This is a genomic window from Methylorubrum sp. GM97, assembly GCF_024347855.1.
Classification (GTDB): domain Bacteria; phylum Pseudomonadota; class Alphaproteobacteria; order Rhizobiales; family Beijerinckiaceae; genus Methylobacterium; species Methylobacterium extorquens.
Window position 1 is genome coordinate 4,255,513 of sequence record NZ_AP025942.1, and the last position, 13,558, is coordinate 4,269,070.

The following is a 13,558-nucleotide window of genomic DNA, read 5'->3' on the forward strand; positions in this document are numbered from 1 at the left end:
TACAATGTTTCATCGCGAGAATGTTACAATGTTGCAAGGCTTATCTGCCGCCCGTTCCGTCGGGGGAGGGCGTGTGTGACCGGCCTGCATCAGGCGGCTGTCCGGTGCGCGGCTGCACGGGGCGCGCACTGTCACCCGGCGCGCGGCGTCGCAGGCGCTTGTGCCGAGCGGAGCCGGACGTGACATTGGGGGCCCCGGAGATGGTGCCGCCTGTCCGGATTGATGTTTTCCGGAACCCGATGCCCACCGACGTGCTCCTGCCCGCCCTTCGCTTCCTCCTTCTCGGCCTCGGCCTCCTCATCCTTCTCTTCCTCGTTCCGCTCGCGACCCACGCCCTGTGGTGGACCGCGAAGGGCGGACGCGCGGAGAACTGGTCGACGGCGGATTGGTCGAGCGCCGGGCTGCTCCCGCCGGCCGCCGCCGTGCCGGGGGCGATGGTGCGGGTCTACGCCGCCCGGGTCGGGCGCTGGCGGGGCATCTTCGCCCACCACAGTTGGGTGGTGATCAAGGAGGCCGGGGCGCCTCGCTACACCCGCTACGACGTGGTCGGCTGGGGCCGGCCCGTGCGCACCGACGCCTACGCGCCGGACGGGCGCTGGTTCGGCAACGAGCCGGAAATCGTGCTCGGGCTCGACGGCGAGGCGGCGGCGCGGGCGATCCCCGGCATCCGCGCGGCGGTGGCGGACTATCCCCACCGCAGCCAGGGCTCGTACCAGGCGTGGCCGGGGCCGAACTCGAACACCTTCGCCGCCCACGTCGTCGCGCGCATCCCCGACAACGACGTGCCGCTGCCGCCCACCGCGCTCGGCAAGGACTGGACGCCGCCGGGCCGCATCGCCGAAATCACCCCGAGCGGCACGGGCCTGCGCCTGACCTGGCGCGGCTATGTCGGCTTCACCATCGGCTGGGTCGACGGGCTGGAACTCAACCTGCTCGGCGCGGTGGCCGGCCTCGACTGGCGCCGCCCGGCCCTGAAGCTGCCGGGCTGGGGCCGGATCGCGCTGATCCCCGGCGGCGACGCGGACAAGGCGGTGCCGGCGACGGAACCGGAGCGCCGCCCGGCGACCGATTCCGTCTCGGGCTGAGGCGCCCCGTCGCGTTTCAGCGCTTCGACGAGGTTTGGCCCGGCAGCGTCACCTCGCCCTGCCACTGGCCGGCGAACTCGGTCTTCGACGTGTAGGCGAGGGAGAAGCTGCCCTTGCCCTTCGTGCCGGCGAACTCGCCGGTCGCCGCGCTGTCCTGATAGGTGCCCGTCGCCGTGACGCGGCCCTGAGCGTCGGTCGTGACCGTGCCCCGGTAGAGGCTCGAGGTCGAGCCGCCGGGCGTCGTGAAGGTGATAGTGCCCTGCACCGGCCCCTGGCCGTTCTTGAGCGTGAGGGTCTCCACCCACTGCACCCGGGCGCCGTCGAGCGGGGTGCCGGGGCCGGTATTGATCCCGGAGGCGGTCTGCTGGAGCTTGACCTCGTTCGGGCCCAGAACCTGCGGTGCCTGGCTCTCAACCCGGCCGGTGAAGCTTCCGCCCATCGGCATCGCGAGGGCGGCCGCCGGAAGGACCGGGGTCAGCGACAGTGCGGCGGCAAAGGCGGCTAGGATCGTCGATCTGCGATACATCGCGTTTGCTCCCTCTGACAGGTCGTCGGGCGGCCGCGCGGTGCGACCGCCTCGAAGTCTCAATCTGGAAAAATCCTGCCGTCAACGCCGGGCACGAGCCGGGCGAGAGGGCTGTTTTTCGAGGTTTCTCCGCGTCTTGAGAGACGTTTCGTCTCCGCGCGGGCAGAGGTTCGTCCGAAAGGGTCAGGCGTCTGCGCCGAAAGATCCCACCGCTCCCAGCCGGGAGCCCGGCGGCGGTCGATTCGTGTTACCAGCGCCGTGACCGTTGCCGGTGACCGGCATCGTTGTAACGGCTCCTGCACGGATTCTCTGCACGGCCCCCCCTGCACCGGACCCTTCCGCGGCCCCCGATGACCGACCTTCTGATCCGCCCGGCGCAAAGCCATGACCGCGACGCGATCTGGTCGATCCTGGAACCGATCCTGCGCGCCGGGGATGTCTACGCCCTGCCGCGGGACTGGGACGGGGAGCGGGCGCTCGCCTACTGGTTCTCCCCGGCCCACCATGTCTTCGTCGCGGAGAGCGCGGGCGCGGTGCTGGGCAGCTACTACGTCCGCGCCAACCAGCTCGGCCCCGGCGACCACGTCGCCAACGGCACCTACGCCACGCATCCCGAGGCGCGGGGGCGGGGCATCGCCCGCGCCATGGGCCTGCATTCCTTCGAGACGGCTCGGGCGCTGGGCTTTTCCGCGATGCAGTTCAATCTGGTCGTCGCCACCAACACCCACGCCGTCGCGCTCTGGACGAGCCTCGGCCTCAGGGAGGTCGGCCGCCTGCCCGGCGTGTTCCGCCATCCCACCCTCGGGCCGGTCGATGCGCTGGTGATGCACCGCCCCCTGTAACCCCGCCTCCATTGAACACGGCCGCGCTTGGGGCAGATTGAGCCTCGCGCACCGTGAGAGGTGCGGGGAGGGCGCGTGCCTTGAGCTTCCTGATCTGCCTCGCGGCGCTCTTCTTCCTGATGGGAATCGCCTATCGCGGCTTCTCGGTGATCCTGTTCGCGCCGGTCGCCGCGATGGGCGCGGTGCTGCTGACCGATCCGGCTGCCGTGCCGACCCTGTTCTCCGGGCTGTTCATGGAGAAGCTGGTCGGCTTCCTGAAGCTGTACTTCCCCGTCTTCCTGCTCGGCGCCGTGTTCGGCAAGCTCATCGAGATCTCAGGGTTCGCCCGCTCCATCGTCGGCGCCGTTACCGGGCTCCTCGGGGAGGGAAGGGCGATCGTCGCGATCGTGCTGGTGGGCGCGATCCTCACCTATGGCGGCGTCTCGCTGTTCGTGGCGGTGTTTGCGGTCTACCCCTTCGCCGCCGAGCTGTTTCGCCGCTCGAACATCCCCAAGCGCCTGATCCCCGGCACGATCGCGCTCGGCGCCTTCACCTTCACCATGGACACCCTGCCGGGCACGCCGCAGATCCAGAACATCATCCCGGCCTCCTTCTTCAAGACCGACGCCTACGCCGCCCCGTGGCTCGGCGTCATCGGCGCGCTCTTCGTGTTCGCGGTCGGCGTCGCCTATCTCGAATGGCGCCGCCGCTCCGCCGGGGACGAGGGCTACGGCGAGGGCCACACCAACGAGCCGCAGGCGGTCGAGGACAAGGTCGTCATCCATCCCGCCGTGGCGATCCTGCCGCTCCTCATCGTCGGGATCGGCAACAAGCTCCTGCTCGCCTGGATCACCGCCGCCTACGGCGAGCAGGCGAGCGCGGCGCTCACCCCGGAGATGGCGGCCCATCCCGTCACCGTACAGGTGAAGACCGTGGCGGCGATCTGGGCGGTGCAGGGCGCGCTGCTTCTCGGCATCCTCGCCACCGTGATCCTCGGCTACCGCAACCTCGCCGAACGGTTTTCCGAGGGCTCGAAGGCGGCCGTCGCCGGCTCGCTGCTCGCCGGCATGAACACCGCCACCGAGTACGGCTTCGGCGCCGTCATCGCCGCGCTCCCCGGCTTCAAGGTGATCTCGGACGCGCTCTCGGCGATCCCCAACCCGCTGATCAACGAGGCGGTGACGGTCAACGTGCTGGCCGGCGTCACCGGCTCGGCCTCGGGCGGGCTCTCGATCGCGCTCGGCGCCCTGTCGGGCCGCTTCGTCGAGGCGGCGCAGGCGGCCGGCATCCCCCTCGAAGTGATGCACCGGGTCGCCTCCATGGCGAGCGGCGGCATGGACACCCTGCCCCATAACGGCGCGGTCATCACGCTGCTGGCCGTGACCGGGCTGACCCACCGCCAGTCCTACGGCGACATCTTCGCCATCACGATCATCAAGACCGTGGCCGTATTTTTCGTGATCGGGGTCTACTACCTGACCGGATGGGTCTAAGGATATACCCGCCCACGTTGTGCGCGGGGCGGCTGTGGGGTGCTGCGCCGCCGCTTGCACCGCCCCTTGCGCCGAAATGCTTCCCGCCGACGTGCCTCTCGCCGAAGCGGAAGCCCGTTCGGCGGCGCGCAGGTCGAAAATGCTGCGAGGAGCCCGCCCGATGAGCCATGCCGCCACCCTGCCGACCGAGCGGGCGCCGCTCCACAAGTCCCTGTTCGTGCAGGTGATCGCCGGGCTTCTGGCCGGCATCCTCGTCGGCGCTCTGGCGCCCGGCTTCGCCGCAGAGCTGAAGATCCTGAGCGACGCCTTCCTCCGGCTGATCGCGATGATCGTGGCGCCGATCGTGTTCTGCGTCGTCGTGCACGGCATCGCCGGGGCGGGCGACCTCGGGAAGGTCGGGCGGGTCGGCGTGAAGGCGCTGATCTATTTCGAGGTGATGACGAGCCTGGCCCTCCTGCTCGGGCTCGGGCTCGCCTACCTCGTCGGGCCGGGCCACGGCATGAACATCGATGTGGCAAGCCTCGATGCCGGGGCCCTCGGCGGCTACGCCGATTCCGCGCAGAAGCTGCAGGGCGGCGGCATCGCGCATTTCCTCCTCGCCATCATCCCTAAGACCGCCTTCGACGCGTTCGCCCGCAACGACGTGCTGCAGGTGCTGTTCTTCGCCGTGCTGTTCGGGGTGAGCCTCGCCCTGGTCGGCGGCGAGAAGGCCAGGGCGGTCTCGGGCCTGATCGACGCCCTCTCCACGGTGCTGTTCAAGGCCATGGGGCTGATCGTACGGGTGGCCCCGCTCGGGGTGTTCGGCGCCGTCGCCTACACGGTCGGACGCTACGGCATCGGCTCGCTGGCGCAGCTCCTCTCGCTCGTGGCCCTGTTCTACCTCGCGGTGGCTTTGTTCGTGTTCATGATCCTCGGCGCGGTGATGCGGCTCGCGGGCCTCAGCCTCGTCAAGCTCCTGATCTATCTGCGCGAGGAGCTGACCATCGTGCTCGGCACCTCCTCCTCCGACGCGGTGCTGCCGCAGATCATGCGCAAGCTCGTGCATCTCGGGGTGAAGGATTCCACCGTCGGCCTCGTGGTGCCCACGGGCTACTCCTTCAACCTCGATGCCTTCTCGATCTATCTGACGCTTGCCGTCGTCTTCATCGCGCAGGCGACCAACACGCCGCTCTCCTTCAGCGACCTGATGCTGGTGCTCGGCGTCTCGCTGGTCACCTCGAAGGGCGCCCACGGCGTGCCCGGCTCGGCCATCGTGATCCTGGCCGCAACCCTGAACGCCGTCCCCTCGATTCCCGCGATCGGCCTCGTGCTGGTGCTCTCGGTCGATTGGTTCGTCGGCATCGCCCGGTCGCTGGGCAACCTGATCGGCAATTGCGTCGCCACCGTCGTCGTCGCCGCCTGGGAGGGCGACCTCGACCGGGAGCGTGCCGTGCGGGTGCTCGACGGCCGGGAGAGCCTGGAGCCCACCGCCGTTTAGGGCGAATGCCGGACGCGGGGTCGATACGGGATCGAACGGATCGCCCCGAGACCGGTTTCCGACCAGGAGGCGCCGCACCGGACGTGACGGGGCCGAGGACGGGACCGGAGTTGGGTATGGCGGGTACGGCATTGATCGCGGGCGTCGGCGGTATCGTCGGCAACAACCTCGCCCGGCACCTCGTGGCGCAGGGCTGGCGCGTCGAGGGGCTCGCCCGGCGCCCGCCGGAGATCGCCGGGGTCACGCCGATCGCCGCCGACCTGCTCGACCCGGCCGCACTCGCCCGGGCGCTGGAGGGGCACGCGCCGAGCCACGTCTTCCTCACCACCTGGCTGCGCCAGCCGACGGAAGCCGAGAACATCCGCGTCAACGCCGCGATGGTCGCCAACCTTCTCGACGCGCTCCGCCCGGCGGCCAGCCTGCGCCACGTGGCGCTGGTGACGGGGCTCAAGCACTATCTCGGGCCGTTCGAGTCCTACGGGAAGGGCAGCCTGCCGCCGACGCCGTTTCGCGAGGACCTGCCGCGCCTGCCCGTCGAGAACTTCTACTACGCGCAGGAGGATGCGGTGTTCGAGGCCGCCGCGCGCGACGGCTTCTCGTGGAGCGTGCACCGCCCGCACACGATCGTCGGCTACGCGCTCGGCAACGCCATGAACATGGGCGTGACGCTGGCCGTCTACGCCACGCTCTGCCGCGAGACCGGGCGGCCCTTCCGCTTCCCCGGCTCGGCGGCGCAGTGGAACGGGCTCACCGACGTGACCGACGCGCGGCTGCTCGCCCGCCACCTCGAATGGGCGGCGCTGACGGAGGCCGCGCATAACGAGGCCTTCAACGTCGTCAACGGCGACGTCTTCCGCTGGCAATGGATGTGGGGCCGGCTCGCCCAATGGTTCGGCATCGAGCCCGCGCCCTTCGACGGCGCGGTGAACCCGCTGGAAGCACAGATGGCGGGCGCCGCCCCGCTCTGGGCCGAGTTGGCCGAGCGCCACGGCCTGATCGAGCCCGACCTGAACCGCCTGGCCTCGGCGTGGCACACCGATGCCGATCTCGGCCGGCCGATCGAGGTCGTGACCGACATGAGCAAGAGCCGGCGCCTGGGCTTCCTCGATTACCAGCCCTCGGACGACGCGTTCTTCGACCTGTTCGCGCGGCTGCGGGCGGAGCGGGTCATCCCCTGACCGCCGCAAGGCTCACCCCCAGAGACTCACACGACCGTCCCGGCCTTCTGCCGCCGGGTCGGGTGGGTCATGGCTTCCAGTTCGAGCAGTCCGTTGAGCTGGGCCTCGGTGAGGAGGCCTTCCTCCAGCACCAGATCCGCCACCGCGCGGTTCTCCTTCAGCGCGCGGCGGGCGATGCGGGAACTGGCCTCGTAGCCGAGCGTCGGCGCGAGCGCCGTGACGAGGCCGATCGAGCCCTGGACGAGGCTGCGGCAGCGCTCGCGGTCGGCCTCGATGCCGTCGATGCAGCGCTTGGTCAGGGTGTCGATGGCGGCCGTCAGCATCCGTAAGGAGCTCAGCACGCAGTAGCCGATGGTCGGCTCGAAGGCATTGAGCTGGAGCTGGCCGCCCTCGGCGCAGAGCGTCACCGTGAGGTCGTGGCCGATCACCATGTAGGCGACTTGGTTGACCACTTCCGGGATCACCGGGTTGACCTTGCCCGGCATGATCGAGGAGCCCGCCTGCACCGCCGGAAGCCGGATCTCGCCAAAACCGGTGCGGGGACCGGACGAGAGCAGGCGCAGATCGTTGCAGATCTTGGACAGCTTGACCGCGACGCGCTTCAGGACGCCGGAGAACAGCACGAAGGCGCCGAGATCCGAGGTCGCCTCGATGAGGTTCGAGGCCAGCACCATCGGCTGGCCCGAGAGCCGCGACAGCTCCTCCACGGCCAGTGCGGCGTAGCGCGGGTCGGCGTTGATCCCGGTGCCGATCGCGGTGGCGCCGAGATTCACCTCGCGGAACAGGCCGACGATCTCGGTCAATCGCGCCACGTCCTCCTTGATCGTGGCGTGGAAGCCGTCGAACTCCTGGCCGAGCGTCATCGGCACCGCGTCCTGGAGCTGGGTGCGGCCCATCTTGAGCACGTCGGCGAACTCCACCGCCTTGCTCTTGAAGGCGTAGGCGAGGTCGTCGAGCGCCTTGACCAGCGGCTGGGTGGCGAAGATCACCGCGAGCCGCAGGGCCGTCGGGTAGGCGTCGTTGGTCGATTGCGCCATGTTGACGTCGTCGTTGGGATGCAGCGCGGCGTAGTCGCCCGGCGCCTTGCCCATCAGCCTCAGGCCGACATTGGCGATGACCTCGTTGGCGTTCATGTTGGTCGAGGTGCCGGCCCCGCCCTGGATCGCATCGACCACGAAGGATTCGGCGTAAGTCGGATCGGTCGCGACGAGGGTGCAGGCCTCCTCGATGATCTTCGCCTTCCCCTTCGGCAGGTAGCCGAGCCGGTGGTTGGACCGCGCCGCGGCCTGTTTCACCAGGGCGAGCGCCCGCACCAGCTCCGGATAATGGCCCACCGACACGCCGGTGATCGGGAAGTTCGCCACCGCCCGCTTGGTGTGGATGCCCCACAGCGCATCGGCCGGCACCTCGCCGTCCCCGAGCAGGTCGTGTTCCGAACGGGTCTTCGCCCCTTCCATCGCCACCTTGCGCACGGTGGCGACGGCGAGATCCTCCTCCTGGGGCGGATTCTCCGCGGTGGTCCTTGCCACCGTGGCACTTGCCGCCGTCCCGAGCACGTCCGGGCGGGCGGCCTTCTCGGCCGCCGCGATGGCCGCGGCCTTCATTTCGGCCTTGGCTGCCTTCTTTCCCGAGCCGCCTTTGCCGCCCGTGCCCTTGCTGCCCGTGCTCCTGCCGCCCGTGCCCTTGGCCTTCCCTGCCGCATCCTTGGCGGAGCGCTTGGCCTTGGTGTCGGATGCCGTCTTCGCCACGGAAGTCTCCCCCGATGCGTCGGACGATCCGGCCGAATCCACGATGTCAGCGGCCGGTGACCGTCGGGTCGGTGTTCAGGTCTCCGCGTGCCGGGCTGTCAACCGTTCGCTGTCTGGTTGACGTGTCAGCATCCCCGCATCGTCAGCTTATGCGCGGGTGCAGCGAGGCCGGCAGAGGATCAAAAGAACAGCGTCGTGTTGAGATAACCGTAGAAGGTGTCGCCGGTATCGGGCGCGTTGGGCGCGTTGCGTAGGAAGTCGCCCTTGGCGAGATAGGCGAGGCCGGTATCGAGGATCATCTCGTTGGGGATGATCCAGTAGCGCAGGCGCCCCTCGATCTGGTGGCCGGCGAAGGTGCCGGAGCGGCCGGTGCGGTCGCGGATCAGGGTCGCGGCGAAGGTGTCGGTGGCGCTCTCCAGCCAGAGCGGGCGGTAGGCGATGAAGGCGTCCCAGACCGGGCTCGGGGTGATCTCGGCGCGGATCGAGGGCGAGATCAGGTTGGCGCGCTGCACCGGGCCGTAAAGGCCGGTCGGGCCGTACTCGAAGCGCCGGGCACCGAACAGGGTGTCGAAGCGGCTGAACTTGCCGTCATTGGCCCGGTCGCCGCTGGCGTGATCGTAGTGCAGCGACAGCCTCGGTTTCCACTCGTGGTCGAGGGTGTAGCCGACCTCGGCGTGGACGAAATAGGCCGAGACGGTGAGGTCGCGCTGGTCGGCGGCCGCGGGGGTCTCGCGGGCGAGGCCGGTCTGGTAGATCCCCTCGAAATCGTAGTCGAATTCGCCGACCCGCGGCGCGCGGGCGAGCCGCAGGCCGGGGGTGAACAGGCGTCGGTCGCGGGTCTGGACCGAGCGCAGGCCGGTGCCCGAATCCTGCTCGTAGAGGCCGTAGCCGTAGAGCTCGAACGTGCCGCCGAAGATGTTGGCGAAGGTATAGGAGGCGCCGAAGAGCTGCAGGTTCAGGCTCTCGCGGTCGAACTCGATGCCGTTGTCGAGGATGCCGTTGACGTCGTCGGGCAGCCGCGTGTGCGGCATCACCCACAGCGCCGTGAACTTGTCCTTGCCCACGCCCTGCCAGTCGAAGCTCACGCCGGTATAGGCGTTGATGGTGTTGCGGAACTGCTGGCGCGAGACGAGGCGGCGCGAGCCGATGTTCTTGGTGAAGCGGCCCACCGTGAGGCTGCTCTTCGAGCCGTTGTCACCGAGATCGCCGGTGTCGAAGTTGAGATAGGCCTGGCCCGGTTCGAGGGCATTGATCTCCGTGGTGAAGGCGGAGGAGTTGCGCTGCTGGAAGTAGCCGCGGCTGTCGAACAGCTCGACGCCGACGCGCACCGGTCCCTTGATCCCGTACTCCACATGCAGGGTGGTGAGGTACGAGTTCAGGATGTCGTTGGCCGCGAAGGTCGGCACTGGGCGGAACTGGTTGGCGATGCCCTCCACCCGCGGCCGGAACGAGCCGCTGATGCGCCAGTTCTCCGGCTCGCCGAACCCCTTGTAGAGGAAGTTCGGCGGCTTGGACGGCTGGGCCGCGAAGTAGGGGCCGTCCTGCTTCTTGCGGGACGCGGCGATCCCCGCCTGCATCGTGGCGGTCGCGGCCTCCGTGGCCGTGACGGGCCGTGTTTCCAGGGGGGCGGCAAAGGGGCCGCTCTGGGCCAGCACCGGACCGATGAAGAGGGGAATAGAGGCGCCGGCAAGTAACGACGCGCAGAGAACCGACCGCTTCACCACACCGCTCCTGTTCTTTCGCAGAGTTCGCTCGGGGCCGGCTAGAGATCGCCTAGACTGGTATACCAGTGCAAGGACCCCCGCTTTGATCGATGCATTTTGTCGGCGGGGCCGTGAATCCGCCCCTCCCGCATCGACGGGTTTTCCACATGGCGGCACGGGGCCAAAACGGAGCGAAATCAGGGAGTTGAACTGCGTATTTCAATCGCTGGAATGCCTTCGTCCTTTGTCCCCCGCCTGCAACGGCCCGGACGAAACCTCGTGATGACCTGATTTTTTCGGGATTAAATCAAATATTCTTCTTCGCCCGTCCGGCAAGGCAGGCCTCTCAGCTCCTCCGTGCAGGGGCGCGTCTCGGCTGAGCCCGCGCGATCGCACGATCCGGCTCCCCCACGCCGGGCTGTCCCCTCGGCACGATCGGATCATCCGTTTCATCCCGACCGGCCGCGTCGAGGGGCGGGGTGCGGCTGAAAAGTCACAGGCAGGCGGCGATCCGCGGCAACGTGCGATTGTGCGTGACGGGTCAACTACAGGGTTTTAGTATTTCAGTATTGATCCCTGCTTATACAAGATCGCCTGAAGATGGGCCATGTCTGCGCAGTCTGCACAAACGTTATGCAAGTCGTGCCCTCGGCCGTCGTCATGTCTCCTCAGGGAGCGGCATGGCGGGCGACTCGGCGCCGTGAGGGGGCGGGGCTGATGGCGGAGGTCCGGTGGATGGGGCGGGCTGCAACCACAGGTCTGGCAGGAGCCGCGATCGCGGTCACGGCCGTGATGGCCGTCGACGCCGCCCGGGCGGCTGACCTGCCTGTCAGGAAGGCGCTCCCGATCGAGTTTGTCCGGGTCTGCAGCGCGAGCGGTGCAGGCTTCTTCTATATCCCCGGTACCGACACCTGCCTGCGCGTTTCGGGCCGCGCCCGCTTCGAGGCCGGGTACATCCCGGTCCAGAACCGCACCAACAGTGCGGGCGACCTGCCGCAGTACCGTGGGCTGATGCGCATGAACGTCGATGCGCGCACCCAGACCGGCTACGGGACCCTGCGCGCTTTCCTGCGCGTGGAGGCCGCGAGCCGTACCGGCGTGACCATGGCGTCGGGCACGCAGCAACGCATCGGCAACGCCTTTCCGGCGACTGGCCAGGACGCGCTCGGCCGGGTCCAGAACTATGTCGTGGCCGACAAGGCCTTCGTTCAATTCGCCGGGCTGACAGCGGGCCGCGCCTCCTCGTTCTTCGACTTCTACGCCCACGATTACGAGCTGATCGGCTCGACGGCGGGGTCGGACATGCCCTCCACCAACCTCCTGGCCTAAACGTCCAAGATGGGGGAGGGCTGGTCGGCGACGCTGTCGATGGAGGATCCGAACCTCCGCAAGAACCCGTTCTACGCCGCCTCGGCCGCCCCCACCGGGACCATCCCCGGCCAGAGCGGCGTGAACAACGTCTTCGTCACCGCGCCGAGCCCCGTCATCCTCGGCACCAATGCCAACGGTACCGCCAGCACGGCCGTCTTCGTCGACGCGGTGCAGCGCTCGCGCATGCCGGACTTCGTCGGGGCGCTGCGCTACGATGCGAGCTGGGGCTCGATCCAGCTCTCGGCCGCCGTCAAGGACGTCAATATCGGCGGCTTCATCGCCAATTCCGGCATCTCCACCCTGACCGCCGCGCCGGGTTCCGCGACGGGGCCGGTGGGCGCCGGCACCGCCGCAGCCCTGCTCGCCACCCGCGGCATCACATCGGGATCACAGACCGATCACGGTTGGGCGGTGCAGGGCGGCCTCAAGCTCAACCTGCCCTGGATCGCCACGGGTGACGGGCTCTACCTGCAGGGCGCCTACGGCGAGGGCGCGCTGATTTATACCGGCTTCTCGTACTTCACCGGCAACTATAGCGGCCAGCTCACCCCGGTGCAGGGCGGCCCCTTCGTACAGGCCCTGGCCGACGCGGTGATCAACCCGCTGACCGGCCGGATCGACCTGTCGAAGAGCTTCACGGCGACCGCCTCCCTCCTGCATTATTGGGCGCCCGAATGGCGCTCCGCCGTCTTCGGGAGCTATGGCGAGGTCGGGTTTCGGCGCGGCACCCGCGAGGCGTTCAGTCTCGTCAACAACCTCGTCGGCTCCTCCGCGCCGCCGACCGGCGCGGCCTTCGCATCCAACCCGATCCTGCGCGACAACTACCAGATCATCGCCGGCGCGAGCCTGATCTGGTCGCCGGTCAAGGATCTCGATATCGGCATCGAGGGAACCTATATCGGCACCGGCCTGCTCGGCGGGCGCGACGCCGACGCGACCCGCCCCGTCACCGTGAATGGCCTGCCGGCCTATACCGAGAAGCACTACGACACGACGCAGATCCGCATCCGTGTCCAGCGCGACTTCTGATGGTCCGCCCCGGACGCACCCGCCGGCGGGCCCTGGGGAGTGGCGCTTCGCACCGATGGTATGGGCTTTGCCTCAGCGAGCTTGTCCGGATCGGATGACAAGCGCTTCTCTCAGCATCACTATGCGTTTCAAATCGCGTGCCCGTCCCGCGGTTCGTCCCGGCTGCAACGAGGCGGTCGTCGTCAGAAAAAGGTCCGCCGTATGCACCTGAGTCATGCGCTTTTCCTCGCCGCCCTCGCGATTTCGGCGGCCACGGCACCGGTCGGCGCGCAGGAGTTGAGCGGAACCCTCAAGAAGGTGAAGGACACGGGCGCCATCACCATCGGCTATCGCGACGCCTCGGTGCCGTTCTCCTATCTCGACGGCAATCAGAAGCCGGTGGGCTACGCCTTCGAGATCTGTCTCAAGGTCGCCGACGCGGTCAAAGCGCATCTGAAGCTCGACACGCTGGAGGTGCGGCTCAACCCCGTCACCTCCGCGACCCGCATCCCGCTGATCGCCAACGGGACGATCGACCTCGAATGCGGCTCGACCACCAACAACGCCGACCGGCAGCGGCAGGCGGCCTTCACCAACACCCACTTCCTCACCGCGACGCGCTTCGTCGCCAAGCGGGACAAGGGGCTCGACAAGACCGACGACCTCAAGGGCCGCACCGTGGTCTCGACCTCGGGCACCACCAACATCCGCCAGATCAACGAGATCAACACCGCCCGTGGCCTCGGCATGCGGATCCTGCCGGCCAAGGACCATGCCGAGGCCTTCCTGATGGTCGAGACCGGCCGCGCCGACGCCTTCGTGATGGACGACGTGCTGCTCGCCGCCCTCGTCGCCGGATCGAAGACGCCCGACGCCTACGCGATCTCCTCGGAGGCGCAATCGCGCCCCGAGCCCTACGGCATCATGCTGCGCAAGGACGACCCGGCCTTCAAGGCCGTGGTCGATGCCGCCACCGCCGCGCTCTACAAGAGCCCGGAGGGGACGGCGCTCTACGAGAAGTGGTTCACGCAAGCCATCCCGCCGCGGGGCATCAACCTGAAGCTCCCGATGAGCGAGGCGATGCGGAAGGCCTTGGCCAACCCCAGCGACAGCTCTGACCCGGCGGCCTACTGACCGTGCCGGCGCGG

Annotated in this window: 9 protein-coding genes and 1 pseudogene; 7 read left to right on the forward strand and 3 right to left on the reverse strand. The window is 68.7% G+C overall.

Features of this window, described 5'->3' with window-relative positions; genetic code table 11:
* Positions 1-239 precede the first annotated feature (239 nt).
* Positions 240-1,085, forward strand: coding sequence for a DUF3750 domain-containing protein (locus MSPGM_RS19935; protein WP_004446317.1), 846 nt, complete (start codon positions 240-242; stop codon positions 1,083-1,085).
* A 16-nt stretch (positions 1,086-1,101) separates the two neighbouring features.
* Here the strand turns inward: MSPGM_RS19935 and MSPGM_RS19940 are convergent, their stop codons facing one another.
* Positions 1,102-1,611 (reverse strand): hypothetical protein, encoded by a 510-nt coding sequence (locus MSPGM_RS19940; RefSeq protein ID WP_015824121.1) that lies wholly within the window; start codon positions 1,609-1,611, stop codon positions 1,102-1,104.
* A gap of 350 nt (positions 1,612-1,961) precedes the next feature.
* On the opposite strand from MSPGM_RS19940, the gene MSPGM_RS19945 reads away from it, so the two are divergent.
* From MSPGM_RS19945 to MSPGM_RS19960, 4 genes are all read left to right on the forward strand, one after another.
* The gene (locus MSPGM_RS19945; RefSeq protein ID WP_004446322.1) at positions 1,962-2,453 is read left to right on the forward strand and encodes a GNAT family N-acetyltransferase; all 492 of its coding nucleotides are present in this window, start codon (positions 1,962-1,964) and stop codon (positions 2,451-2,453) included.
* 80 nt (positions 2,454-2,533) lie between these two features.
* Complete coding sequence (locus tag MSPGM_RS19950; protein WP_004446324.1) at positions 2,534-3,925, forward strand: GntP family permease; 1,392 nt, start codon at positions 2,534-2,536, stop codon at positions 3,923-3,925.
* 160 nt (positions 3,926-4,085) lie between these two features.
* On the forward strand, positions 4,086-5,402 hold the full coding sequence (locus MSPGM_RS19955; RefSeq protein ID WP_004446327.1) for a dicarboxylate/amino acid:cation symporter: 1,317 nt from the start codon (positions 4,086-4,088) through the stop codon (positions 5,400-5,402).
* Positions 5,403-5,518: 116 nt separating this feature from the next.
* A complete protein-coding gene (locus MSPGM_RS19960) occupies positions 5,519-6,580 on the forward strand; it encodes an SDR family oxidoreductase (protein ID WP_004446332.1) in 1,062 nt (353 codons plus the stop codon).
* 26 nt (positions 6,581-6,606) lie between these two features.
* On the opposite strand, the gene MSPGM_RS19965 is transcribed toward MSPGM_RS19960, so the two are convergent.
* The gene (locus MSPGM_RS19965) at positions 6,607-8,328 is read right to left on the reverse strand and encodes an aspartate ammonia-lyase (RefSeq protein WP_004446334.1); all 1,722 of its coding nucleotides are present in this window, start codon (positions 8,326-8,328) and stop codon (positions 6,607-6,609) included.
* A gap of 179 nt (positions 8,329-8,507) precedes the next feature.
* The gene (locus MSPGM_RS19970; RefSeq protein ID WP_004446336.1) at positions 8,508-10,049 is read right to left on the reverse strand and encodes an alginate export family protein; all 1,542 of its coding nucleotides are present in this window, start codon (positions 10,047-10,049) and stop codon (positions 8,508-8,510) included.
* A gap of 717 nt (positions 10,050-10,766) precedes the next feature.
* Between MSPGM_RS19970 and MSPGM_RS19975 the strand changes: the two are divergent.
* Together MSPGM_RS19975 and MSPGM_RS19980 are read left to right on the forward strand one after the other, a co-directional pair.
* Positions 10,767-12,431 (forward strand): annotated as a pseudogene (locus MSPGM_RS19975) (porin).
* A gap of 201 nt (positions 12,432-12,632) precedes the next feature.
* On the forward strand, positions 12,633-13,544 hold the full coding sequence (locus MSPGM_RS19980; RefSeq protein ID WP_004446340.1) for an amino acid ABC transporter substrate-binding protein: 912 nt from the start codon (positions 12,633-12,635) through the stop codon (positions 13,542-13,544).
* The last annotated feature ends 14 nt before the right edge of the window (positions 13,545-13,558 follow it).

What these genes read in the sequence shown, in the direction of transcription:
- MSPGM_RS19935 (WP_004446317.1), top strand. Translation starts at nt 240, where the DNA reads ATGCCCACCGACGTGCTCCTGCCCGCCCTTCGCTTCCTCCTTCTCGGC.
- MSPGM_RS19945 (WP_004446322.1), top strand. Translation starts at nt 1,962, where the DNA reads ATGACCGACCTTCTGATCCGCCCGGCGCAAAGCCATGACCGCGACGCG.
- MSPGM_RS19980 (WP_004446340.1), top strand. Translation starts at nt 12,633, where the DNA reads ATGCACCTGAGTCATGCGCTTTTCCTCGCCGCCCTCGCGATTTCGGCG.
- MSPGM_RS19955 (WP_004446327.1), top strand. Translation starts at nt 4,086, where the DNA reads ATGAGCCATGCCGCCACCCTGCCGACCGAGCGGGCGCCGCTCCACAAG.
- MSPGM_RS19960 (WP_004446332.1), top strand. Translation starts at nt 5,519, where the DNA reads ATGGCGGGTACGGCATTGATCGCGGGCGTCGGCGGTATCGTCGGCAAC.
- MSPGM_RS19940 (WP_015824121.1), bottom strand. Translation starts at nt 1,611, where the DNA reads ATGTATCGCAGATCGACGATCCTAGCCGCCTTTGCCGCCGCACTGTCG.